Annotated in this window: 26 protein-coding genes; 9 read left to right on the top strand and 17 right to left on the bottom strand. The window is 42.8% G+C overall.

Translation table 11 applies throughout. From position 1 onward, the window contains the following. Positions 1-24: 24 nt before the first annotated feature. The gene (locus DI060_RS04480) at positions 25-1,347 is read right to left on the bottom strand and encodes a radical SAM protein (RefSeq protein ID WP_108974202.1); all 1,323 of its coding nucleotides are present in this window, start codon (positions 1,345-1,347) and stop codon (positions 25-27) included. Between the two features lie 191 nt (positions 1,348-1,538). On the opposite strand from DI060_RS04480, the gene DI060_RS04475 reads away from it, so the two are divergent. Further along, positions 1,539-2,720, top strand: coding sequence for a lipoprotein LipL45 (locus DI060_RS04475; RefSeq protein ID WP_108974200.1), 1,182 nt, complete (start codon positions 1,539-1,541; stop codon positions 2,718-2,720). Positions 2,721-2,779: 59 nt separating this feature from the next. Here DI060_RS04475 and DI060_RS04470 read toward each other — a convergent pair whose 3' ends face one another. Together DI060_RS04470 and lipA are read right to left on the bottom strand one after the other, a co-directional pair. After that, positions 2,780-3,067: a hypothetical protein gene (locus DI060_RS04470; RefSeq protein WP_108974198.1), complete on the bottom strand. Its 288-nt coding sequence runs from the start codon at positions 3,065-3,067 to the stop codon at positions 2,780-2,782. Next, entirely contained in the window at positions 3,054-3,962 is a 909-nt protein-coding gene (gene lipA, locus DI060_RS04465) for a lipoyl synthase (RefSeq protein WP_108975621.1), read from the bottom strand. Before lipA ends, DI060_RS04470 begins: the two co-directional genes overlap by 14 nt. Before the next feature lie 48 nt (positions 3,963-4,010). On the opposite strand from lipA, the gene DI060_RS04460 reads away from it, so the two are divergent. Then, positions 4,011-4,727, top strand: coding sequence for a pseudouridine synthase (locus DI060_RS04460; RefSeq protein WP_108974196.1), 717 nt, complete (start codon positions 4,011-4,013; stop codon positions 4,725-4,727). 59 nt (positions 4,728-4,786) lie between these two features. Further along, the gene (locus tag DI060_RS04455; RefSeq protein WP_108975619.1) at positions 4,787-5,812 is read left to right on the top strand and encodes a DUF1574 domain-containing protein; all 1,026 of its coding nucleotides are present in this window, start codon (positions 4,787-4,789) and stop codon (positions 5,810-5,812) included. A gap of 23 nt (positions 5,813-5,835) precedes the next feature. Here DI060_RS04455 and fsa read toward each other — a convergent pair whose 3' ends face one another. From fsa to purN, 5 genes are read right to left on the bottom strand one after another with little or no spacing between them, the layout of a single operon-like run. Beyond that, a complete protein-coding gene (gene fsa, locus DI060_RS04450; RefSeq protein ID WP_108974193.1) occupies positions 5,836-6,480 on the bottom strand; it encodes a fructose-6-phosphate aldolase in 645 nt (214 codons plus the stop codon). A 42-nt stretch (positions 6,481-6,522) separates the two neighbouring features. After that, positions 6,523-7,203, bottom strand: a complete 681-nt coding sequence (locus DI060_RS04445) for a hypothetical protein (RefSeq protein ID WP_108975617.1) — start codon at positions 7,201-7,203, stop codon at positions 6,523-6,525. A gap of 37 nt (positions 7,204-7,240) precedes the next feature. After that, positions 7,241-7,948 carry a hypothetical protein gene (locus DI060_RS04440; protein WP_108974191.1) on the bottom strand — a complete coding sequence of 236 codons (708 nt, stop codon included), beginning with the start codon at positions 7,946-7,948 and terminating at the stop codon, positions 7,241-7,243. Position 7,949: 1 nt separating this feature from the next. Further along, positions 7,950-9,491: a bifunctional phosphoribosylaminoimidazolecarboxamide formyltransferase/IMP cyclohydrolase gene (purH, locus tag DI060_RS04435; protein ID WP_108974189.1), complete on the bottom strand. Its 1,542-nt coding sequence runs from the start codon at positions 9,489-9,491 to the stop codon at positions 7,950-7,952. Then, positions 9,488-10,117, bottom strand: a complete 630-nt coding sequence (purN, locus tag DI060_RS04430) for a phosphoribosylglycinamide formyltransferase (protein ID WP_439956898.1) — start codon at positions 10,115-10,117, stop codon at positions 9,488-9,490. The genes purH and purN overlap by 4 nt, the downstream gene beginning before the upstream one ends. 89 nt (positions 10,118-10,206) lie before the next feature. Here purN and fliS point away from each other — a divergent pair, with 89 nt between their 5' ends. Genes fliS through DI060_RS04415 form a run of 3 tightly spaced genes read left to right on the top strand, consistent with a single transcriptional unit; the run spans position 10,207 to position 11,525 of the window. After that, positions 10,207-10,653, top strand: coding sequence for a flagellar export chaperone FliS (fliS, locus tag DI060_RS04425; protein ID WP_108975614.1), 447 nt, complete (start codon positions 10,207-10,209; stop codon positions 10,651-10,653). A gap of 9 nt (positions 10,654-10,662) precedes the next feature. Continuing rightward, the gene (locus DI060_RS04420; RefSeq protein ID WP_108974185.1) at positions 10,663-11,058 is read left to right on the top strand and encodes a flagellar protein FlgN; all 396 of its coding nucleotides are present in this window, start codon (positions 10,663-10,665) and stop codon (positions 11,056-11,058) included. Beyond that, a complete protein-coding gene (locus DI060_RS04415) occupies positions 11,037-11,525 on the top strand; it encodes a DnaJ domain-containing protein (RefSeq protein WP_108974183.1) in 489 nt (162 codons plus the stop codon). Before DI060_RS04420 ends, DI060_RS04415 begins: the two co-directional genes overlap by 22 nt. A gap of 34 nt (positions 11,526-11,559) precedes the next feature. Here DI060_RS04415 and DI060_RS04410 read toward each other — a convergent pair whose 3' ends face one another. The 6 genes from DI060_RS04410 to DI060_RS04385 all read right to left on the bottom strand — a co-directional run bounded on the left by DI060_RS04410 (position 11,560) and on the right by DI060_RS04385 (position 16,791). After that, on the bottom strand, positions 11,560-12,864 hold the full coding sequence (locus DI060_RS04410; protein WP_108974181.1) for a TRAP transporter large permease: 1,305 nt from the start codon (positions 12,862-12,864) through the stop codon (positions 11,560-11,562). After that, positions 12,861-13,559, bottom strand: coding sequence for a TRAP transporter small permease (locus DI060_RS04405; RefSeq protein WP_108974179.1), 699 nt, complete (start codon positions 13,557-13,559; stop codon positions 12,861-12,863). The genes DI060_RS04410 and DI060_RS04405 overlap by 4 nt, the downstream gene beginning before the upstream one ends. Before the next feature lie 31 nt (positions 13,560-13,590). Then, entirely contained in the window at positions 13,591-14,598 is a 1,008-nt protein-coding gene (gene dctP, locus DI060_RS04400) for a TRAP transporter substrate-binding protein DctP (RefSeq protein WP_108974177.1), read from the bottom strand. A gap of 14 nt (positions 14,599-14,612) precedes the next feature. Next, positions 14,613-15,548 carry a TRAP transporter TatT component family protein gene (locus DI060_RS04395; protein ID WP_244594285.1) on the bottom strand — a complete coding sequence of 312 codons (936 nt, stop codon included), beginning with the start codon at positions 15,546-15,548 and terminating at the stop codon, positions 14,613-14,615. Between the two features lie 137 nt (positions 15,549-15,685). After that, positions 15,686-16,165 carry an LIC11661 family lipoprotein gene (locus tag DI060_RS04390; protein ID WP_135354983.1) on the bottom strand — a complete coding sequence of 160 codons (480 nt, stop codon included), beginning with the start codon at positions 16,163-16,165 and terminating at the stop codon, positions 15,686-15,688. An 11-nt stretch (positions 16,166-16,176) separates the two neighbouring features. After that, on the bottom strand, positions 16,177-16,791 hold the full coding sequence (locus DI060_RS04385) for a DedA family protein (RefSeq protein WP_108974173.1): 615 nt from the start codon (positions 16,789-16,791) through the stop codon (positions 16,177-16,179). A 51-nt stretch (positions 16,792-16,842) separates the two neighbouring features. On the opposite strand from DI060_RS04385, the gene DI060_RS04380 reads away from it, so the two are divergent. Continuing rightward, positions 16,843-18,015: a deoxyguanosinetriphosphate triphosphohydrolase gene (locus tag DI060_RS04380; RefSeq protein WP_108974171.1), complete on the top strand. Its 1,173-nt coding sequence runs from the start codon at positions 16,843-16,845 to the stop codon at positions 18,013-18,015. A gap of 33 nt (positions 18,016-18,048) precedes the next feature. After that, the gene (locus DI060_RS04375) at positions 18,049-18,663 is read left to right on the top strand and encodes a glutathione S-transferase family protein (RefSeq protein WP_108974169.1); all 615 of its coding nucleotides are present in this window, start codon (positions 18,049-18,051) and stop codon (positions 18,661-18,663) included. Here DI060_RS04375 and DI060_RS04370 read toward each other — a convergent pair. From DI060_RS04370 to DI060_RS04360, 3 genes are read right to left on the bottom strand one after another with little or no spacing between them, the layout of a single operon-like run. After that, complete coding sequence (locus tag DI060_RS04370; protein ID WP_108974167.1) at positions 18,646-19,242, bottom strand: phosphorylase; 597 nt, start codon at positions 19,240-19,242, stop codon at positions 18,646-18,648. The two genes, DI060_RS04375 and DI060_RS04370, sit on opposite strands and share 18 nt — an antisense overlap. Next, a complete protein-coding gene (argC, locus tag DI060_RS04365) occupies positions 19,226-20,245 on the bottom strand; it encodes an N-acetyl-gamma-glutamyl-phosphate reductase (protein WP_108974165.1) in 1,020 nt (339 codons plus the stop codon). Before argC ends, DI060_RS04370 begins: the two co-directional genes overlap by 17 nt. Before the next feature lie 38 nt (positions 20,246-20,283). Continuing rightward, entirely contained in the window at positions 20,284-21,147 is an 864-nt protein-coding gene (locus DI060_RS04360; RefSeq protein WP_108974163.1) for an MBL fold metallo-hydrolase, read from the bottom strand. Positions 21,148-21,261: 114 nt separating this feature from the next. On the opposite strand from DI060_RS04360, the gene DI060_RS04355 reads away from it, so the two are divergent. Further along, a complete protein-coding gene (locus tag DI060_RS04355; RefSeq protein ID WP_135354982.1) occupies positions 21,262-22,500 on the top strand; it encodes a C40 family peptidase in 1,239 nt (412 codons plus the stop codon).

The following is a 22,500-nucleotide window of genomic DNA, read 5'->3' as shown; positions in this document are numbered from 1 at the left end:
CTGGGAATACCTTCTAGAGAATGCTCAATTCCGTCCAGAATATCCTATGACATCCATAAAGGCAGAGACAGAAAATACAGCTTTACCAGGTCCAGGTTCACCGTAACCAGGAGGAGTCGGTAGCTTATACAGTTCAAAGGTTTCCTTCCAAGCTCTCAATAACTCACAAAAATAGACCAATGGTGGCCCTGCTTGTTGGCCCAATGTTGTGTAAGGTTCTGGGCACCAAGCTGTAAAACGAGGCACTATCCCTTTGGACATAAAGAAATCTAATCCTTGTTTGGTGGATTGAATTGCCTCTGCTACGGTTTTAAATCCATATGGTTCGGAAAGTTCCACACCACCGACAAAATTTGGGATCACATGCTCTGGTCCAAAGACCTCTGCGGATTCCACAACGCGACGGATCCAACGATCGTAGCCTATCCAACTTGCTTTCCCAGGGCAGATCTTTTCAAAAAGAGCCTTGTCCCAAACTTCGTAATTGGGATGGTAGATCTGAATGCCAGCATCCTTGAACCTTTGGCAGTCCTCCTTTTCGAAGGCTTGCGCAACAAGCTTCCCCATCCAACGTTTGGGGAATTGTCTCTCGATCGCTTCCGGGTATTGAAGGTAAAAGTCAACTTCCGATTTTTTCTTTAAGTTAGTAAGGACAGAACCGCCCGTAATGGTGTAGACTTTGGCAATCTGGTCCTCCGCATTGATCCAGGAGAGAACTTCCAAGATATCTTCCACATCCTTTACCCCAGTATAAGGACGACCTGCGCCTTTTTGTTGTCGGTAGTTGTGGTTGATGTCGCAATAAGCACATTCTTCGTCTTTTCCGAAGTATTGGCAGTTCCTAAAGACAGTTAGGTAGATCAAATAGCCCCATTCGATTACGGGTGCAATTTCCCCAGGAAGTTTTCCGGATTGGGTTCTATGGCGGTACCAATCTGGTATAGGAGGGTATTCGGCCCTGCCAATCTCCGTCTCGCCCAGGTACAAAGTTGGCTTGCCCTCTTTGGAGCGCATTTCGTAGGGAGAGAGGGGGTTGTTCCGAGTTGAGATAACGGTTGGGAGCAGTTGGAAATGTCCGCCTGAAATTTTGATCTCTTCCGGTGCTTTGGTATCTATGCCGTCCTTCATCTCAGCCAAGGGGATGTGGTCGAAGGAAAAGATAAAATAGTCCTTTGCTTTGTAGGCCCCTACACCTTGGAATGATTCTGGTCGGAAGTGGATTCCCTGTCTCAAAATGTCCTGTTTGATGATGGCTTCCATGGGGAGGTCTTTGTATTGCCTCTCCATTTCTTCGAGGAGGGCCAGAGAGGAGGGGGGACGGTTTGCTAAAGTGTTCAATTCTGCCATGGATACGTACGTTGGTCTTGATTCTGTAGATTAGACAAAATTAGATTGCAGCCCGATCTTGTTTGCTAGAAATTATCCTGTTGTCCTTTTTTTTTCTATTTAACAAAAAAAAAGAATTCAAATTGAAGAAATTTTTCCACCGATTTGTTGATAAGGATAGCAATTTCAATTTCTCTAAGGGATAGAACGATATGAAAGCATCAAAATTAGCGTTAATAAGCGCACTGGTAGCCGGCTCAGCTTTAGCAGTTTGCAAAAAGCCAGATGTAGCGGTCAGTGAAACCTCCAAAGAATCCGGTGGCCTTTCGGCCGTTGTTGTGTATGCCGTGGGTGATTCTAAAATCCGTCACGCTGACAATACAGAAGAAAAGGCGCAATTGGGCACTAGCCTAAAAGCTGGTGATAACATCGTAACAGGAGACAATGGCAAAATTGACGTTCAATTTCCAGATGGCTCAAATATGCGAATCTCTCCAAAATCCGTTCTAGATTTCAGCAAACTCTCTCAAAATGCTGCGGGCACGACGCAAACAGAGATCGCCTTGGTCTCAGGTAAAGTCTTTGCAAAAGTCAATAAGGCCAAAAAAGAAGACGACTTCACTGTCGTGACACCAACTGCCATTGCGGGTGTGCGTGGAACTTCTTTCATCGTAGAATCTGAAGAAGGGAAACCTTCCGCTGTGAAAGTTGTAGATGGAGCTGTTGCATTCTCTAACCGAGTACCTGCTTTGGAAAAATTATCCGAAGAAGAAATCAATGCTGATGCCAACCTGAAAAAGTTGAGAGATTCTCTTGCAAGCACTGAAGTAGTTTTAGAGAAAAACCAAGAGTCTCGCCAATCAGCAAAGGCATTAGAACTTTCGAAAGTTGAGTCTATAAAAGAAGCAGACCTTACAAAAATTTCCAAAACAGCTGAAAAAGAAAAACCAGTTGTTGAAAAAGCAAAGTTGACTCTTTCAGAAGAGCAAGAGATCAAAACGATCGTGTCTGTTGATAAAGATACTGCGCAGCAAATTGCGAAGTTGAGCGAAACAGCAGAAACAGATAAACTCGATGAGATCAAAAAACAAGAAATCGATAAGAAGCGTGCAGAACTGGAAAAAACTGTAGCAGCCGCACAAGAAGTAGAGAAGAAAAAGTTTGAAGAGAGCCTTGCATCTGATCCAAAAGCATTGAAGTCTCAAAAAGACATCGTAAACTATTACGAAAGAATTGAGAAGATCATTCTTTCAGATGGAAAGGTGATCATTGGGGCAATCATCAGCCAATCCAATGATAAGTTAACTGTTCATACTGAAAATGGCGTGAAGGTCATTGATAAAAACAACGTAGACGAAGTGATCTACGATTTACAAACGAAATCCAAATTCTAAAGAATAGGATTCCCTTACGCAGAAAAGAAGCCCGCTCCTGTAAAGGAACGGGCTTTTTTTTATCGATTGGCTAAGTACTCTGACCACAAGACACGAATGGTATTGATGAGTGCTGTCGATTCCACGACGAGTAGGCTTTGGCCTTTTTTGATGAGGAGTGTTGATTTCCCGAATCGATCTGCCTCTCCCCATTCCACATCCATCTCGGGAACCTTTTGTAAGGCTCTAAGGACCAGTTGTTTGATTTCAAAATCACTCAGATCATCCTCGATCAGAGCAAGGTCGGTCAGGATAGAATGAAAGAATACACTCGCAAATTCCTGTTTCCACTCATCAGCTGATTTCATTGGGGCTGATATATTCATCGGCATGGTATGAGGATCGTACGAGAGGACCGGAAGAAATAATTTTAAAACCAATCTGGTAGGCTATTTCTTTCCACCTTTGGAATTCCTCGGGTGTAGGAAAGGATTGTATGGGATAATGGCTTGGACTAGGTTGCAAGTACTGGCCAATGGTTAGGATCCTCACACCATTTTGGTACAAATCCTCTAGGCAGGATTGCACATCGGACTCTGTTTCGCCTAGACCTAGGATGAGTCCACTTTTTGTGGCAAACCCGTGCTCTGAGATGTGCTTAAGAACCGCAAGGGAGCGCTGGTAGTTCTTTTGCGGGGTGATCATGGGAAATAATCGCTCAACGGTTTCGATATTATGGTTTATGATTTGGGGTTTCGAGGCATACAAAACTTGCAGATTCTCCTCGCTACCTTTGAAATCTGGGATCAAAACTTCTATTGTGCATAGGGGGTTTTTTTGCCGTACCAATTGTACGGTTTTTGCAAAATGACCCGCACCTCCATCCGCTAAATCATCCCGATTCACTGCAGTCAAAACAACATGCTTCAAACCTAATTCAAAAACAGATTCAGCCACGCGGCCTGGCTCTTCTGAATCTAGAGCCTTTGGTTTTCCAAAGGCTACGTCGCAATATTTACAGCGCCTGGTGCAGATATCGCCAGCAAGCATATAGGTAGCTGTCCTTCGACTCCAGCAGTGGTTTAGATTCGGGCAAGATGCAGATTCACAGACTGTATTCAGTCTTTTGCCATCCACCTGAGACCGCACGACGCTTAAGGCATCGCCCTCTTTCGGAAAGGAAATCGGGACCTTCATCCAATCCGGTTTTTCGGGGATGGGATGTATTTCTTTGGTCCTAGGCTTTTTTTTCAGAGGGTTCATCTCACATTTAGACTTTTCCAGGACGGTGGCTGTGTAAAATGGAAAAAGATGCGTATCAATCAATTTCTAGCGAAAAACGGTTGGGGGGCCCGCAGGAAGGTAGAAGAAATCATTCTATCTGGTCGGGTTAAGGTGAATGGAAATACACTGACCGATTTGAGTTACCGTGTGGAAGAAGGGGATAATGTCCTCGTAGATGGCAAAAATGCCCTTGCGGCAGCCTCAGATTTGAGGAGCCAGATCTTAGCCTTCCATAAACCCAAGGGTTATCTGACCTCCCATGAAGACAAACACAATGAAAACCTTATCTTTGATCTACTTCCGGAAGCCTACAAGAAGTTTAATTATGCTGGGCGTTTGGATTTGGATTCGAGGGGCCTGATCCTTTTATCAAATGATGGTGGATTTATCCAAAAGATTACGCACCCTAGTTTTAAGATTGAAAAGGATTATATTGTCACACTGAACAAAGCTGTCGAGGTAAAGTCCATAGCAGAAGAATTCACGTTAGGCGTTCGGGAAGGAGGTGAGACTCTCCGAGCCTTCAAAGTGCAAGATGCTTTTCCCAAACCCGGTAAAACACAATCAAATCATTTGCGAGTCACTCTTCTAGAAGGGAAAAAAAGACAGATTCGACGTATGTTTCATAGCAAACATTTAAGCGTGATCGATCTATTTCGAACCCGTATCGGAAGGTTTGATTTAGAAAAAGTCGCGATCGAAGAAGGTAGCTTTCTTGAGATTTCAGAAGATGATATTATTTGAACTAATTGTTCTTGCTCTTCCTTCCATTTTCTCACAGTTTGAAAGGAGCTGAGGTTTTCGTGACGAAACGGACTTTTCTTTTTTATCCTCTCATCGTTTTGATTTGCATTCTGATTTTAGATAAAATCTTTCTCTTACCTATCTTTCATACCGACTTCTTGCAGGCTGGGAATTCTGTTTTTTATGCGCAAAGAAACCACCAAATAGAGCGACTTGTGCAAGATACGGAACTTTCTAAGAAAAAATTAGCACTTGTTTTTGGAGACTCCAGATCCTATCCTTTCTCTGAAAAAGGCATTCCCGAAAAGTTGCAAAAGGATTGGACTCTTTATAATTTTAGCGGTCCGCAGGCCGTTCCCATGTATTCCTATTTTATGTTTCGCAAGATTTTGGATACAGGCAATGTTACACCAAGTTTAGTGATACTTTCTTTGAGTCCGGAAGCCTTTGATGATTCAAAGGGTTTTATCAATTCACCGTTTTTACGTCTCTATTGCAAATCTGATTGTATTAAAGAAATCTGGGACGATTTGGATTGGAGAGTAAAGTATGATTTTATTTTGGACAAGGTGTTCGCCATACGATCCATAGAACCAAATTTTGGATTATTTTTCTCCCGTCTCAAATCAAAAAAATTAAATGAATACACCCCAACCTACAACAAGGAATACCAACTGATCAATTATGGGAAAGGTGAGTATTTGGTCTACGCCACAAATGTGAACCCTACAGAGAAGCTAGAAAAAGATACGAGAAGAGTATCGAGTATTTATATGAAGTCTTTTCAAGTGAGCCAATCCCAACTCAAGTATACTGAAAAGTTTTTGGAATTAGCCAAAGCGAAGAAAATCAAAGTGATTTTGTTTTGGCCAAAGGTTTATCCTAAGTACTTTGAATCCTATGTGAAGTTCCGAGTAGAAGAAGAGTGGTGGAACAAAATCCTTGAAATCAATAGTCGATTTGGCATGCCAACCATGAACATGAACCGAGAGGATAGCTGCGATCTATTCAATGATGCGTCCCATCAGTCCGTATTTTGTTACTTAGAACATATGAAACGCATCTGGTCAGAACATGCCCCTTAGATTGGCAAAGGGGATTTACCTCTTTACCAAGTCAGTTTTTTAGCGTCTTCTAAGAATTTGCTTAATCCAATGTCTGTGAGTGGATGTTTGAACAACATTTCGAATACAGAGTAGGGAAGGGTTGCACAATCTGCACCGCGAAGGGCCACCTCTTTAAAGTGGATTGGGTTTCGGACGGAAGCTGCTAAAATTTCGGTTTCGTATCCGTAGTTATCGTAGATCTCTCTGATCTCAGATATCAAATCAAGACCATCGTACCCAACATCATCTAACCTTCCAATGAAAGGGGAAATATAACTCGCTCCAGCTTTGGCAGCGAGTAGAGCTTGGTTTGCCGTAAAGCAAAGGGTAACGTTTGTTCGGATCCCTTTTTTTGTAAATTCTACGACCGCTTTCAGGCCTTCTGGGATCAGAGGTACTTTGATAACAACGTTTTCTGCAATGGAGGCAAGTTCTAATCCTTCTTTGATCATATTTGCGCTATCGGTGGAAAGCACCTCAGCACTGACAGGACCCTTCACAAAGCTAGTGATTTCTTTGATGACTTCTGTAAACTTTCGTCCAGATTTCGCGATGATGGATGGATTAGTTGTGATACCGTCTAAAAGTCCTAAATCATGTACTTTTTTGATTTCTGCTATTTCAGCTGTATCTAAGAATAAGTTCATTGTCCCTCGTTGGGGAAAATTTCCCCTCGGGATACAGCTTCCTTATGGTATCAAATCTCGCAAGGTTTTTGTCTCTTGAACGGAGAAGAAATCCTTATAATCTTTTGCAATCATCTCGCGTATATTTGCTGAAAAATAATCGATTCTGCGGGTATATGGATTTTTTTTGTAACCCTCTCTCCACTGGACCGCATAACCACCGCGAGGTGAGCTGTCTCGTCGGTCAACCAATTCCCAGATACTTGCCCCTGAGACTTTATCATCTCCGATGCTTTCTTTCTTGGGTTTGCCATATTTCTTTTCCAATTTTTCCTTTATCTTTTCTGACGGTACAAGGTTGAAGGTGACACCAACGGAAAAAAGAATGCCACTTTCTCGATATTCGGTCTGTCCATTGATACTAGGATCCGTTTCTGGTCCTCTGTTTTCTTTAGGGCGGACCTCTTTCACAAGCTCAGGTGTTTTGTAAAAGCGATAGAGGTAAAAGATTCCATTCCTTTTGACAAGGAGCCTTTCATCTTTTTTCTCATTGATCAGCTGAAGGTCTTCTTTGCTATCAGGATTGGTTGCCATCGAGAGAAATTTTTCTCGGATGGATTCATAAGTCATTCCCCAGGAAGCCTCGGCAAATCCATCGAGGCTAGAAGTCGTTTGGTCCACCTGTGCAAGGAGAAATTGTGGGCAAAGGCATACTAAGAGGAGTGACGTTCGAAGGTTCTTCATACTGTTTCTATCGGCGATTTTTAAACTAAGAAAAGGCTTATTTTTGCTCTTCCCAATCATCTAAACTAGGCGCCTCAGCCCCTAGGCCTTCATCCGAATCCCAATCGATGTCGTCCGGCTGGGAATTCTCCTCCTGGTAGATATCATCACTGTAGTATGAAGAACTGGGGAGGGCCCTAGGCCCTACATACAAACCAAACCATTCCCTACCATTCCAGAGGTAAACAAAAGGATACAGCATAAAGAGCAAATGGAAGAGGGGGAAGACAAAGTAAAACTCGTGGTATAGACCCCAAGCAGAAAAATTGGCAGAGACAAACCCTATCCCAAAACCGGAAAGACTAGGCCTTGCATTTGCTACAATGCTATCTACGATTGGGTTTCCAGAAAAGCCCTCTTTTAGATAAGGAAGTGATATAAAGTAAGCCATCCAAAAGATAGGGGAGTGAAACATATAATTTCCCGGCGAATGGGCGTAGTGCGGCTCCCCGACAATACCTCCCAAAAGAGTCCAAAGCCAAGCGAGTAGCCCAAAGCCTAGAAAGAAAGGCAAACCAATCGGAAGGCTAGTACCTTTTTCTAATACATCCAGGAGTTTTTGGATGCTTGGGAGCCAAACATCCGTTATCTCTTCTCTTTCGTACTTTTGCTTTCGGTCAAAGAAAAGTAGCTCTGCGTAGTAAGCGCAAACCGACGTTACCAAAGAAAAGAAAACAAAGAAGAAAAGAAATAAAGCAAATTCCATACTAATGTCGGAAGTGTCTCATCCCAGTAAAGACCATAATCAAACCATGTTCATCCGCAGCTTGGATCACTTCCTCATCACGGATAGATCCTCCTGGTTGGATGATTGCCTTTGCTCCAACCTTTGCAATGGCATCAATGCCATCTCGGAAAGGAAAGAAGGCATCACTGCCTACATAAGAACCAACCACAGAGAGACCAACTTTCTGTGCTTTCATTGCGCCCAACTCGACAGAATCCACGCGAGACATTTGCCCTGCGCCAATTCCTAGGGTTGCATTGGTATCGGTGTAAACGATTGCATTTGATTTAATGAATTTCACACAATTCCAAGCGAAGAGCAGAGCATCGATATCCTCTTCGGTCGGTTTGAGTTTGGAAACTACTTTGAGCTGCTCTCGTGTAACAATATCATAGTCGCGATTTTGGATCAATAGACCATGGTGTAAGGAGCGCATGTCTAATTCGTCCAGAGCTTCCTGGAATTTCGCAATCGGGATCAAACGTATATTCTGTTTTTTGCCAAAGATTTCGAGAGCCTCGGCAGTGAACCCTTCAGCAATCACGCCCTCGACGAAATTCTTCGTGATCTCTTCTGCAGTTTCTCGGTCAACAATGCCGTGGATTCCGATGATCCCACCAAAAGCCGAAATGGGATCTGTGCGCCTAGCCAATTGAAAGGATTCTAAAATGGAATCTCCGTAAGCAATACCGCAGGGATTTAAATGTTTTACAATGGAAACTGCGTTTTTGGGCAAAAGGGAAGCCACATGAAAGGCAGCATCAAAGTCTAACATGTTGTTAAAGGAGAGTTCTTTTCCTTGTAAAGCCTCAAACTCGGACTTTGCAAAAATGGGTTCATAGAATGCAGCATCTTGGTGCGGGTTTTCACCATAGCGTAACTTTTGTTTTTTGATAAAAGCAAAGGAGATTTTATCAGGAAAGCGATTTCCTAATTGGTCATTGAAGTAAGTTGCTATTGCGGTATCGTAAGAAGCAGTTTCCGAAAAGACCTTGGCTGCATAACGGAAAGCGGACTCTTTTGAAATTTTGCCTTGGTTTTTCTTCCATTCTTCCTTGAATTCATTGTAATCTTTTGGATCGGTGAGTACAACTACATTTTTATGATTTTTTGCCGCCGAACGGAGCATAGATGGCCCACCGATATCAATATTTTCGATGGCCTCTTCAAGTTTACAATCTGGCTTTTGAACAGTCTTTACAAACGGATATAAATTAACGATGACCAATTGGATGGGTACAATCTGATTTTCATCCATCTGTTTGCGGTGCTCAGCATTAGTTGTGTCACCCAATAAACCTCCGTGAATCTTAGGATGGAGAGTTTTTACCCGACCATGTAGGATTTCAGGAAAACCAGTAAAGTCTTCTACTTTTTTGGCAGGTATACTTGCTTTTACGAGGGCATCATAAGTTCCCCCAGTTGAGAGTATTTCTACTCCTTCTTTTTGTAAGAATGCACAGAGTTCTGTGATTCCAGTCTTATCAGAAACTGAGACAAGCGCTCTTTTGATTTCAATCATGTAAGTATTTCTACCTTTCTACCTTTGATTTTTAATTTATTTTCACAAAACAACTGTATGGCTAAGGGCAAAAGTTTATGCTCTTCTTGTAAAATTGCCCGAGAGAGTTCTCCGAGTCCCCAATTATTTTGAACCACTATAGATTTTTGTAGGATGATGGGACCAGTATCCACCCCTTCTTCCACGAAGTGAACTGTGCAACCAGTGACTTTGGCCCCATACTCTAGGGCTTGCTTTTGGGCATCAAGTCCTGGGAAAGAAGGTAGGAGAGAGGGATGGACATTGATAATTTTATTCGGGAAGGCGCGCACAAATTCAGGTTTCAGGATGCGCATGTAGCCACAGGCAACCACCAAGTCTGGGCGAGATTCGAGGCTACGGGCTAGTAACTCTCTATGGTAGGCTTGTTTGTCAGAAAACGCTCGGTACGGGAGTAGGATGGTTGGGATTTTTCTAGATTTGGCGATTTCGAGGGCCTTAGCCTCAGGGTTATCTGAAATGAGGGCTAAGATCTGGTAGAGTTTGGGCTTTTTTTGAAGGGTTTTGACGGCGGCTTCAAAGTTAGAGCCCCTTCCAGAGGCTAGAAATAGAAGCCTTTTGGGTTCCTTTCTAATTCCAGTTGCCAGGAGATTTCTCATTCTTTATTCTAAGATTATTCCAATCTGTCATTAAGCAAGTATCCTTTTTGGTCGATGGGAATAGTCAGGAGAAAAAAATGTCACTTGCGAGAAAGACCGGCGGTTATTCCGGTTATAATGAATACAAAGCGAATGAGATTTCCACTGTTAGCCAAGTTAAGTTGATTGTTATGCTCTTTGACGGAGCCATTCGATTTTTAGGGGTTGCGATGGACAATATGACCCCACGCAAGTACGATGTTGTAAATAACCATATCATCAAAGCCCAAGATATCATCACCGAACTTCTTCTCTCCCTAAATATGGAAGAGGGACAGGAAGTTGCCAACAATCTACTTTCTCTCTACATTTACCTCAAAAAAAGACTCCTAGAAGCCAATATGAAAAAGGACAAAGCCATCATCCAAGAATGTGTAAAGATCCTTAATGAGTTAAAATCCTCTTGGGAAGAGTTGGAAAAAAAGGAAGCAGGCCAGGGACAAAATGCACCTGTACGACCTACAGGAATTTCCATAACAGGTTAAATTACGGATATGAGAATACCCTTTTACCAAAAGAAAAAAAAGTATCTCTTAGATTTAATCTCAAATCTCCAAAAAGAGGCAGAGTACCTTTCCTATGGGGATGCTGATTCGGCAGTTCAACTAGAATTTAAAAATGAGAACCTCATCCAGAAGTTAAAGGAATTAGACCAGCAGAATTTAGATATCTCTTTGGACTTGCCGGCGAGTAGTGAAGACATCCAAGCATCCCAAGAAGTGTTCCAATTGTTAGACCAGGCCCGAGAAATCCAATCCAAAGTACAAAAGGCACTCGAAACAGAATTGCAAAATGCAAAAAAGGAATATTATGAATTCCAGGTACAGAGAAAGCTCAAAGTACATTTTGCACAAAATTTAGGTCTTTCGTGGATCAAAAATTATTGTTAGAAGAAGCTCTCGCTTTTTTTCAACTCAATGAGTCCAGTTCAGAATTAGATCTCAAAAACCAATACCAAAGATTAGCCAAACGTTACCATCCAGATGCTGGAGAGTATGATTCCGCAGTTATGTTTCTCGAACTCCAAAGGCATTACGAATTCTTAAAAGAGTGGTGGAACACTCAGCAATCGTTTGTTTGGTTAGAGAAAAAATCCTCCAAAGCCAAAGATCCTATCTTTGAAATGTACAAACTTGCCAAAGAAAAGGAAACAATAGCAATCTTACAGTACTTTGAAAAAAATAAAAATACACCGCTAGTCCTCGAAGATGATAAAAATAAAGGAATTGAAAGTTTGCGAAAAGCACTTGAGCCGGTGCGCGAAATTTATCGTGAAATCACCTTTAAATACCCGAATAGCATCTGGGCAAAAGATTCCGAAGAATCACTACAACGAATTTCTGTTTGGTGGAAATAAACCCATCCCTGTTTTACAAGGATGGGTGTCCCAGCTAAGGACTAGCTGGTGGAACGTTCTCTGGTGAGATTAAACCCAGAGAGATTTCTGGAATCCAACTGATTAGGATCAATCCAAATAGAAACAAACCGACAATAGGCGCCACTGACTGAATGACCTTTCCTAATGGTTGTTTGAAAATACCTGATGCAACAAAGAGGTTGATACCTACTGGAGGGGTTAGGTAACCGATCTCTAAGTTTACAATCATGATGATTCCGAAGTGGATTGGGTTTATGCCATAATTAACAGCCATTGGTGCTAAGAGTGGTGCTAAAACCAAAATAGCACTCATGATATCCATAAACATACCTACGATTAAGAGAAGTATATTCACCCCGATGAGGAAGGTAACCGGGCTAGAAATTAAGCCAGACATGGTCGTCACCAAGTTTTGGGGAATTTCATTCTCGATCATAAATTTGTTTAAGCTAACAGCAAGGATCAAGATCAAAAATAGAATCCCTAATTGTTCCGCACTTTCTGCCATGATGCTCGGTATCTTTCCGAAGCTGAGCTCTTTGTGGACAAAGATCTCTACGATGATGGCATAGAAGACAGCGATTGCCGCTGATTCAGTTGCTGTGAAGAATCCAGAGTAGATACCGCCAAGAATCACAATGGGCATCAGCAATGCGAGGATTCCCTCTTTCCAAGATTGTTTCACTTCTTGGAAGTCCCATTTGCCTCGGCCAATCTTTCCTGCGCGGAACACAGAGTAGAGCATGAGTAAGGACATGAGTAGAATCCCAGGACCGATCCCTGCAATGAAAAGGTCGGTAACTGAGACACCCACCATAATCGCATATACGATCATGGGAATACTCGGTGGGATGATGATCCCCAAGGTTCCACCAGAGGCAAGGAGTCCCATGGAAAACTGAGAAGGATAGCCTGCCTTTGTTAAGCTTGGGTACATAAGACCACCAATCGCGATCAAAGTAACGGGAGAAGAACCTGAAATGGCCGCAAAGATACCACAAGAGAAAACCCCTGCGATGGCAAGTCCTGCCGGAATAGGAGCAGTCATCGCCTGCGCCATTCGGATGAGCCGCCTAGCAATGCTTCCATGAGTCATGAGATTTCCCGCAATGATGAAGAGTGGGATCGCAAGGAGGATCTCTTTGTCTCCAGCGAAGAATAAATCCCCAATGATTGCATTTAACTCCGTGACAGCCTCTAGGGGAGGGTCAGGTAGAAAATAATAACAAAATACTGTCACAGCGCCCATCAAAACGATGAGAGGCTGTCGTAAAATGATCAGAACAAGTAATAAACCTAAAATACCCCATGAGCTCATTTGTTTACCGCTCCTTGGTCATCCATTGGGAATTCCCCTTTCATTTCTTCTAAGGCCTCTGTCGCCTCATTTAAGTCAGCTGGGATAAGTTTGGGGAAGATTCCATATACGAGATGCCGAAAGCCCATCGAAAAAAACACATATGGGAAAATAAGCTGTACTTTCCAAAGGGAAATCTCTGTCACCGGATTGACTTCGTCCAAGCTTATACTCTCTTGCACATATAAAAAGGAAAGGTAGGTAAGAAACAGAAAGAATGTTGAAATCACAAACTGTTCAATCACTTTCACATAGGGTAACACTTTTTTCGGAAGGAGCTTGTCCGCAATCTCTGGTCTCAAGTGAGAACCCTTTGCACTCGCAAGCGCCGATCCAAACAATCCTCCCCAAAGCATAAAGTAAAGAGACAACTTTTGTGCCCAAACGATGCCGCCTCTACCTATCCATTCCAGAAAGGAGCTAGCTTCTTGGCCGAACCATTCTGCCAAATATACACTCCAACCTCCGAGTAGAGAGGCTACCGAGGTAGAAGGATAGGCCTCTAGGCCTTCAATCACCATGGATAAAAACTTGTCGACAACTTCACGTTTGGCGACATCTGCAATCATGAGAAGTGTGAGGAGGAGGAAACAAATCCCTCCCGCCCATTTCTCGCCGAAACTCAGGTAATTGAGAAACCTATCGACGAATTTCATTCATTCTTTCCTTTTTGTTAAATACGAACTGTTATTTTCCGCAGGCTGCTTTTGCTTTTTGGATTTTGTCGTAGATGGATTTGGATTCACCACCTATCTTGCCGATCACCGATGCAGAAACATTATTTGCCACGGCCTTAAAGCTAGCAATCTCAGCTGCCGAAGGTTCGTATACGTTTACACCAGCATTTTTCAGGGTTGCAATCATATTTTTTTCGATGGATCGCACCGCCACACGAGCGCCAGGTGCTAGGGAATTTCCATCGCCCATTAAAGTTTTCTTTTGCTCATCATTTAAGGTGTCCCAAAATTTTTTGGAGTAAACGATGGCCGCCGGCTGGTAAATGTGCCGAGTTAGGCTGAAGTGTTTGATTGCGGATTGCCATTCTGCTGCCAAGGTGAAAAGAGGGGTATTATCAAAGCCCTCTACCACACCTGTTTGAAGAGATGGTAATACTTCTGGGATAGCGATTGGGATACCACTCACACCCAAAGCCTTCCAGTAGGCAATGTGTACTGGGGACTCTTGGATTCTGATTTTAATCCCTTTAAGATCTTGTGGGGATTTAACAGGGTTTGTTTTGGTTCCAATCGAACGGTATCCGTTTTCTGCCCATGTAACAAAGATTAGACCTTTTGATTCGAAAAGTCTACGGAAGTCTTCTAATAGGTGGTTGTCTAAGACGCAATCCGCCTGGCTAAAGGAATCAAATAGATACGGAATTTCAAGGACATTGAGTTCCTTTACAGTATTGGCAAGAGCACCTGCGGTCAAACCACCACCTTGTAGCTTGCCTCGGATTACTTGCTGGAGGATCTCGTTTTCTCCTCCCATCTGTCCACCTGGATAGATTTTGATTTTGATTTGGCCATCCGACTCTTTCTCGATCTTTCTCTTAATTTTTGACAACTCATTTGCCCAAGGACTTCCCTCTGGTGCGACGGTTGCAACTTTAACGGTTGTTTGTGCAAAAATGCCTCCACTGATTGTGAAGGCAAACATTGCACCTGCGATGAATTTTACAGGTGTACGAAACATATAATCTCCTGGGATTAGATATCTTCTAAGAGTTTTTTAGCTTTTCTTTGCTCAACGATTTGGTCAGGTTCTAGCTCTGGAAGAGACTTTGGATTTCCTTTGATTACGTAATCAAGTTGAGACTTAAATTTTGCTTCATCACCTTTTAAACGGCTTTCTGCATAGAGTACTCGGACTGCAAAGTAGTTAGGGTGTCTTTTGATGGCTTCTTCAAAATACTTGTCTGCTAACTTTTTGTCTCCAGTAGGAGAGAGAGCGTTGCTAGCTGCATCGTAGCGAAGGGTAGCTGCGTAAAAGTATTCTTTGCCCATGTCTTTTTCTAATTCTTTAACACGGTTTATCATAGCTGTGAACTTACTTCTGTTAGCTAACAAAGTTGTAAATCCAGATAAACGGGACCATTTTCCTAGTGATGCATATCTCCAATAGAGGGCATCAATGTCTTCTGGACCGAGGGTATCCAATGCTTTCTCAACTTCGATACCGTCCTTGACTACTTTGTCACGGAACTTTGGATTGAGTGCTAGGGCGGCTTCACACCAGCCTACCGCTGCATCGTAAAATTTAATAGATTCTGCTTTGACTGCTGCGTCTGCATCTGCATCGCCAGTTAGCTTGAGCCAGAGGTGTCCATCACCCATTAGGTAATTTCCTCGGCAAAGGAGAACTTTTACGTCTGAGAACTGAGGGTTCTCATTTGCGAACTGTTCTAGTGAAACAAGGGCCTGTCGTAGGTCTGCCTCGTTATGTCGGTTCTTCCATAGTTTTTCGATCTCAGCAGGAAGTTTTGCTGGAGTTTTGGATCGTTCTACCTCAGAGGCAGAAATTTTTACGGTTCTCGATTTACCGCAAGCAACTAGCGCGAAAGAGAGGGCCGCAACTAGAGCCAGGGTTCCGAATCTTTTCATTTGCAACATTGAATTACCATCCATTTTGTTTTTAGGATCCAAGATCCTTCTTATATTTGTAGGGTGAACTACGGGAATGTTCTGAAAAAATTTAGAAATACTCTAAAAATTAACACTTTTTCCCCATGTTCGGGGAAAAGATTACAGGTGTATGTCTAAATTGCAAGTAAGTTTTACGTCTAAGGCAATTGGATGGCATTTGAGGGGCCAGAAACTTGGATGGTGCTGCTTCCGGATTGGACTTGGATGGAAAGGCTCAGGGCGCGGACCGCAATGAAATTGCCAGTATTTCCCTGGACCTTAAATTTGCAATCAATTCCTGAACCGGCGGCTATTGTGTTCTCGGATGGGTCAATTAAGAAGACATAATCCCTTGGTTGGACAGGGAGCACCACCAAAGACCCAGCAGAAAGCGTACAATCAGCTCCTGCGTTCAAATCCCCCGAATTCCGTGCATCATTTTCAGTAGTGGCCAGGTAGAGACGGTAACCAGAAAAGATGAGCTCTGGATTGGTGGCCCGAACATTGACATTAAAGGTTCCGTTTGTATTTTTGGTCGCGGAGACAAGGATAGGGGGGATCTGCACAGAGCTAGTCGTTGAATAATTTGTGCAGGAACAAAAGAGCCCCAAGGAGAAAAACAAGAGAAATCGTGTCATGTAAGATAGCGCTAAGATGGTGATTCTTTCTTTTGTTTCCAATAAAAAAAGATTCCAAAGCCAAGGAGAGCCAATGCCACCAAAACAAGTATGATGGTCTGGCCTCGGCGAACATAGGACATCAGTTCGTCAAAGTTATGGGCAAAGTAATAGCCCAAATACACCCAAATGGGAACTGAAATCAAAGCTGCAAATCCATCTGTCAGAACAAAGCGAAAGAAAGAAATCTGCCCTGAGGTGCCGGCAGTGAAAAAAATGGGCATCCGTAGGCCAGGCATAAACCTTCCAAAGAAAACAACCCATTTGCCATACTTTTTGAACTTTTCTTGTACCTTTTCAAACCGTTCTGGGTGTAGGACAGTGCGGAGAACCGGTAGTTTAAGGGCCCTCTCGCCATACACTCTCCCCAAGAGAAAGACAAACCCATCACCCAGGAGCACACCCGCCATGCCTACGAGAAACATCACATGGACGTTGGTATGGCCCAAACCAGAGATTACGCCCCCAGCGGTAAGCGAGATGTCCTCAGGAACGGGAAGGCCGAAACCGCAAAGGATGAGAACAGAAAAGACTGCGAAGTATCCATAGTCTGTGAAAAGAGAGACAAGGGTTTGTAAAAAGTCCATGCGGTATAATAGACTGTATTTACGATTTGGAAGAAAAAGGAAAGAGAATTTATGTTAAAAGGGAAGAGGGAACTTGAGAAAGATGAGGAAATTTTGGCCCCCTATGCAGAGCGGAGTTCACTCTCCCAGAAAAGAGAATTTCCTGAAGAAGACCATCCATACCGATTGCCATTCCAAAGGGACAAAGACCGAATTGTCCATTCCCAAGCCTTCAAACGATTAGAATACAAAACCCAAGTGTTTGTCTATTCGGTGGGAGACCACTACCGGAATCGGTTGACCCATACTCTGGAAGTAGCTGGTGTTTCCAGAACATTGGCAAAGGCCCTGGGTTTAAATGATGACCTCACAGAAGCCATTGCTCTTGCCCATGATTTAGGCCACTCTCCCTTTGGTCATGCCGGCCAAGACGCATTAGCAGACATTATGCGAGGTTTTGGCGGATTTGAACATAACAAACAATCTCTTCGTGTTGTCCAAAAGTTGGAACGTAAGTATCCTGGTTTTTCTGGACTTAATTTATGTTATGCGACATTGCAGGGTATCATGAAACATGGAGGTGACTACGCAAAAAGTTCCGCCAATGAAGAAAGAAAAGAAAATGGTCCGAGTTTGGAGGCACAGATAGTGGATCATTCCGATGAGATAGCGTATTCCTCGCATGATATAGAAGACGGTTTGGAGAAAGGTTTACTAAAACCAGAAAGTTTGTTGGATGTGCGAATTTGGAAACAAAATTACTTGGTGGTGAAAGAAAAATACCCAAATGAAAAAGAAGAGATCATTCTCAGGACGACGTATAGAGCCATCTTAAATGAATTGATATCTGATTTATTGACCAATACACATGCCAACCTAGAAAAGCACAACATCCTCAGTCCAGAAGATGTTCGAGTTGCCTACCGAAACAAAATCCCATTGGTGAGTTTCTCAAAAGAGATGAATGAATACCGAAAAGAGTTGAAATCTTTTTTATTTGAGAATCTGTACAGGCACCCCACGGTCTCGAAAATGAGCGACCAGGGAAAAGAAATAATCCATCTTCTGTTCCAATATTTTTTGAAACATCCTGAGAAGATCCCACTTTCCTATCGAGAAAGAGAAGAAGAAGATGGGCGTTACCGCATCATCTGTGATTACGTTGCCGGTATGACTGACCGCTATGCTATTGAGATCTGCAAATCGGAAGGAATCTTTGGATTGCCGTATTCTGTTTTATTTTGACAGAATAGGAAATGATAGGATCCTTTAACCAACATGTTACAACTGTATTCCCATCCAAATTCAACCTATTCGCAAAGAGTTCGTATCTATTTTGTTTGGAAGGAGATTCCCTTTGAAATCCTCCCTGTCGCCTTGGAAAAATTAGAAAACCGCAAAAAACCATTTATTGAGATCAACCCTCATGGTAAAGTACCTGTTTTGAAAGACGGAGATTGGATTTTATGTGAGTCTTATGCCATTATGCGTTATGTGGAAGAGAAATTTCCAGATACCAAACCTCTCATTCCGATCGGCATGAAAGAACGGGCACTCCTCACTCAATATGCCTGCCAAGCGGAAACAGAATTTACCATCCCCGCAAGTTTCGTCTACTTTGCGAAGAAGTTCATCAAAGAAGAAAAATGGGATCTAAACCGAATGAAAGAATCCACAAAACGTGTGGGCAGACATTTAGATTCTCTAGACTCCTTTTTCCAAAGTAGAAAGTATTTTTTCGAGGAACAGTTTGGATTTATGGAAATCATGTACGCTCCTTTTATCAATAATATCTCTTATATGGAATTGGAGGTTCCTACAAACGTACAATTATGGATAGATCGTGTTTTATCAGAACCTGCCGTAAAATCTGTATTAGGTGAAAAAAGTTAGGACTTTGTCTTGCAGTTGATTTGATAATTCACGCCAATTTTTTTGCCATTCTACCGAGCCATTGGGGCCTACTTCGTTCGTAATGGCAAAAAAGGCGGTAAAGGAAATACCAAACTGTTTGCAAACTTTTGCGATACCATAGCACTCTAGGTTCTCGATCTCGCAGAGAGCAAGCTTTTCCTTCCAGGCATGGTTTACATCTTGTAGAGTAATGAGACTTGGGCAATTGGACCGGAGTTGAGGAAGGGTAGACTGACTCTTCAGGAAATGTATGGGTTCGGTGGGCAATTGTTTTCCAAAACCAGAAAGACCTGCAGTCTCTATTTGGTAGAATTCATTGGACTGGACGAGAGCACCAGTCTTGTAATCTGACCAAGGGTAGGAGCCGCCTGAACCCAAAAAGAAAACATGTTTGGTATGTGGATTTGATTGTAAGTAAACAAACAAAGATAATGCGGCATTTAGATTCCCAATGCCCAATACCTTTATCTCAGCTAATGATAGAGATGAAGATAAGCGATCAATCTCTCCAGAAAATGCACTAACAAATAGAACATCCTCCCTATCTTTGTAAACCAATCGTTTCCTCGAGTGAGTGCATTAGGTTTAGATTTTGTAAGGCTTGCCCAGCAGCTCCTTTCATCAAATTGTCCAAAGCGGAAACGATGGTCAGGATATTTCCCTTTTTGCGAAATGCAAAATCCAAATAATTGGAATTCTGTACAAAGCGTAACTCAATGTCCTCCGGAAGTTTTTTGAATCGTAAAAAAGGCTCTCCCTGAGTGGCGTTTTCGAAACATGATTCTATTTCTTCATCTGAGACGCTTGGGTCAATGGGGATGTAGATGCTTGTGAGGATGCCTCGGTAGAGAGGGAGAAGATGGGGAGTGAACACGATAGAAATCTCTTTCGGTGAATTGGTTTGGATGTATTCAGAAATTTCAGGTTCGTGTTGGTGCTTCAAAACTTTGTATGCCCGAAAGTTTTCATACACGTTGGTATAGGCAAATGTAATCTCTTCGGTTCGCCCACCGGCGCCGCTCACACCAGATTTTGCATCAATGATGATGGTTCCTTGGACCTTTGACCTGAGCTTGCCCAGCAAAAAAATGGGTAGGATGGCAGATGTAGAAAAGCAACCAGGGTTGGAGACAAATGAGGCACCTTTGATCTGAGAACGAAACATTTCGGGGATACCGAATACAACGTCTTTCATCAGATGAAAATGTGTATGGGCAAATCCGTAGGCACTTTCAAATAAAGATTGGTCGTGGATCCGAAAGGTTCCCGAAAGATCGATGACCTTGTGGCCTGCTTGCAAAAGGCGGGGAGCCATCGTGAGAGAGGCTTCGTTGGGAGTTGCCAAGACCACAGTTGCACCTTTGGGAATGTCAGCCTCATGAGAAACAAATCTAAGGTTTTGGGTGAAACTTTCTTGTGGGAATACTTCTTGTAAGCTTTTTCCAGTGACTTGGTTCGAAGTGATCATTACCACTTCAAAATGTGGGTGTTTGGCAATCAATTTGAGGAGTTCTCGGCCCGTGAGACCTCCTGCACCAATGATAACAATTTTTTCAGACATAGATAGTTACATCTAGGGAAAAAAGAAGATTCTCTTTGTCAATCACCTTTGAACGAGTAAGTGTCACCTATCGAAAGTATGATGGCCTTTTTGCCAAGAGGTGCTAAAACTTCTTGTATGTGTGGAAGTTCGGATTCCATGGATCGATAGAAAGTACCGAAATGCATGGGGATCATGTATTTTGCATTTAGATCTAAAAATGTATCCACTGCCTCTTCTGGATTGATGTGGACTGGGTTTCCAGGGCCTTTGCTTGGTCCCACAGGTAGAAGTGCAATATCAATGGAAAATCGTTTTCCGATTTCTTCGAATTCTTTTTTTTGGTAACCTGTATCCCCTGCAAAGTAGATGGTTACATCTTTGTATTTGATCACATAGCCTGTGTAAGGTTCTCCGTCCCAGAGATTGTCAAATAACCATCGCCCTCCGAAATGCCTTGCTGGCACAGCTGTGATCTCTAGATCATTTTGTGCATCCATTTGCCATGGAACCATTTCCTTCTTTCGGGCATCCCAACGGGAAGGGATATAGATACCTGCTCCTTTGGGAACATATAACTTTCCGGAGAGAGGAATTTGTTGTAAACTATCTTTGTCCAGGTGATCAAAGTGGGAATGGGAAATCAAAACCGCATCAAACTTTGGTAATTGAGTGCTTTCTAGTGGGCTTGCGATGTAGCGTTTTACCACAAGACCTAAGGATTCGGAAAAGTTGGGATCCGTTATGATCCATTTATCATAGATTTGTATGACGAGGCTTGCATGTCCTAGCCAATGAAGTTTTACTGCCTGCGGGTTGGATTGGTCGAATTGTACCTGTTTGCTGGGTTTCTCGATACTTCGGAATAAAAAACAGGATGGTAATAAAAAGCAGAAGGAAAGAATGAATAGGCTCTGTCTCATACCTGGATTAGACCCTAGTAGAGAATGGCAAAGTTCCCAAGAGTAAAATTTTAAAGGAGAAAGCTCGTAAATACTTTCTTTACAAAGCGATTGTTCTTTGGTTATCTCCAGAGAATGAAGTTTTATTTTGCAGCAATGGTTCTCTTTGTTTCCGTGGGCCTTCAGGCGCAAAACATAGATCCACTGGTTTTCGAGGCCTACCAGAAACAACAAGCCCTTCTTTTAAAATCGGAAATCAGAAAGGTTTTAGGGGATAAGGCAAACCGACCAGAATTCAAAGAAGACACAAAGATCCTCTTGCCTTGGGCCATGATGGAAGAGATGAGCCCGAAGGACTTTGCAAGAGCTGTTCTTTTTGTAAGCAAAGCAAGAGAGATGGGCATCCCCTTTGAAATGGTGGAAGACCTTCTGCCGAGTTTGCGCGGGGCTAAAGTAAAAAGTGATGAATACCCTTATTTGATCATGGCTATTTCAGAGGCAGAGAAAGCAAGTCTTGCCACTGACCTTCGGGATATGATATTCAATGGAGCTTTCCAGCGAAACTATGATGGATTGAGCACATTGACAGCCGTACGATTTGTGATTTTAGCAAGGGCAAAGAAAGTTTATACCGAAAGCACAGTTCCCTTGCTTTGGAAACACCTCACAGAACAGAGCCTCAGCACAAATGACATTGCCTTTGAAAAGAATCTACGCAGTTTAGAAACAAAATTAGGGCTAAACCTTTCTCGTCAAGAGAGAGAAACCTTTCTTCTCAGTTTGAACTCATACAAGCAACTGGCTAAGTCTTTGCCTTCCCAAGACTGGACAGCAAAGCAAAGAAACATAGATGAAACGCTTGCCGATTATTCTGTATTGGAATTGAGAGAAAGACCAAGGTTAAACTGGACGGCAGAGGATTTAGGGATCGTAGAAACTCCCAGTCCCAACCAAACAAAAGATTGGCGAGATTTATCTGTATCCCGTCTCAAACAAATTGTCTCTACTTGGATAGGCACAAAGTACGTTTACGGTGGGACAAGTAAATCCGGTACGGATTGTTCTGGATTTACGAGATCAGTTCTTGTTGACCGAGGGATAGATGTGCCAATCAGATTGATCCCGAGAGGCGCGCGGGACCAATCTCAAATCGGAAGTAGTATTTCTCGTGCCCAAATCGGTCCCGGAGATTTAGTGTTTTTTTCTGCCTCTCCCAATACTTCTAAGATCACTCATGTAGGATTGGCTCTGGGCAACGAACAATTTGCACATGCATCCAGTACGAGAGGAGTGGTCATCCAAAGTTTGGAAGAAAAGTGGTGGAAGACTAGATTGCAAGTGAGTCGTAGGATTTTTTTAAAAACGGTACAATAA

The organism is Leptospira ryugenii (assembly GCF_003114855.1).
Lineage (GTDB): Bacteria > Spirochaetota > Leptospiria > Leptospirales > Leptospiraceae > Leptospira_A > Leptospira_A ryugenii.
Note: the sequence above shows the minus strand (reverse complement) of the source record. Positions and strands in the feature narration are given on the sequence as shown.

Coding starts and splice junctions, on each gene's coding strand:
- DI060_RS04480 (WP_108974202.1), bottom strand. CDS start 1,347: ATGGCAGAATTGAACACTTTAGCAAACCGTCCCCCCTCCTCTCTGGCC.
- DI060_RS04475 (WP_108974200.1), top strand. CDS start 1,539: ATGAAAGCATCAAAATTAGCGTTAATAAGCGCACTGGTAGCCGGCTCA.
- DI060_RS04470 (WP_108974198.1), bottom strand. CDS start 3,067: ATGAAATCAGCTGATGAGTGGAAACAGGAATTTGCGAGTGTATTCTTT.
- lipA (WP_108975621.1), bottom strand. CDS start 3,962: ATGAACCCTCTGAAAAAAAAGCCTAGGACCAAAGAAATACATCCCATC.
- DI060_RS04460 (WP_108974196.1), top strand. CDS start 4,011: ATGCGTATCAATCAATTTCTAGCGAAAAACGGTTGGGGGGCCCGCAGG.
- fsa (WP_108974193.1), bottom strand. CDS start 6,480: ATGAACTTATTCTTAGATACAGCTGAAATAGCAGAAATCAAAAAAGTA.
- DI060_RS04445 (WP_108975617.1), bottom strand. CDS start 7,203: ATGAAGAACCTTCGAACGTCACTCCTCTTAGTATGCCTTTGCCCACAA.
- DI060_RS04440 (WP_108974191.1), bottom strand. CDS start 7,948: ATGGAATTTGCTTTATTTCTTTTCTTCTTTGTTTTCTTTTCTTTGGTA.
- purH (WP_108974189.1), bottom strand. CDS start 9,491: ATGATTGAAATCAAAAGAGCGCTTGTCTCAGTTTCTGATAAGACTGGA.
- fliS (WP_108975614.1), top strand. CDS start 10,207: ATGTCACTTGCGAGAAAGACCGGCGGTTATTCCGGTTATAATGAATAC.
- DI060_RS04420 (WP_108974185.1), top strand. CDS start 10,663: ATGAGAATACCCTTTTACCAAAAGAAAAAAAAGTATCTCTTAGATTTA.
- DI060_RS04410 (WP_108974181.1), bottom strand. CDS start 12,864: ATGAGCTCATGGGGTATTTTAGGTTTATTACTTGTTCTGATCATTTTA.
- DI060_RS04405 (WP_108974179.1), bottom strand. CDS start 13,559: ATGAAATTCGTCGATAGGTTTCTCAATTACCTGAGTTTCGGCGAGAAA.
- dctP (WP_108974177.1), bottom strand. CDS start 14,598: ATGTTTCGTACACCTGTAAAATTCATCGCAGGTGCAATGTTTGCCTTC.
- DI060_RS04390 (WP_135354983.1), bottom strand. CDS start 16,165: ATGACACGATTTCTCTTGTTTTTCTCCTTGGGGCTCTTTTGTTCCTGC.
- DI060_RS04385 (WP_108974173.1), bottom strand. CDS start 16,791: ATGGACTTTTTACAAACCCTTGTCTCTCTTTTCACAGACTATGGATAC.
- DI060_RS04380 (WP_108974171.1), top strand. CDS start 16,843: ATGTTAAAAGGGAAGAGGGAACTTGAGAAAGATGAGGAAATTTTGGCC.
- DI060_RS04375 (WP_108974169.1), top strand. CDS start 18,049: ATGTTACAACTGTATTCCCATCCAAATTCAACCTATTCGCAAAGAGTT.
- argC (WP_108974165.1), bottom strand. CDS start 20,245: ATGTCTGAAAAAATTGTTATCATTGGTGCAGGAGGTCTCACGGGCCGA.
- DI060_RS04360 (WP_108974163.1), bottom strand. CDS start 21,147: ATGAGACAGAGCCTATTCATTCTTTCCTTCTGCTTTTTATTACCATCC.
- DI060_RS04355 (WP_135354982.1), top strand. CDS start 21,262: ATGAAGTTTTATTTTGCAGCAATGGTTCTCTTTGTTTCCGTGGGCCTT.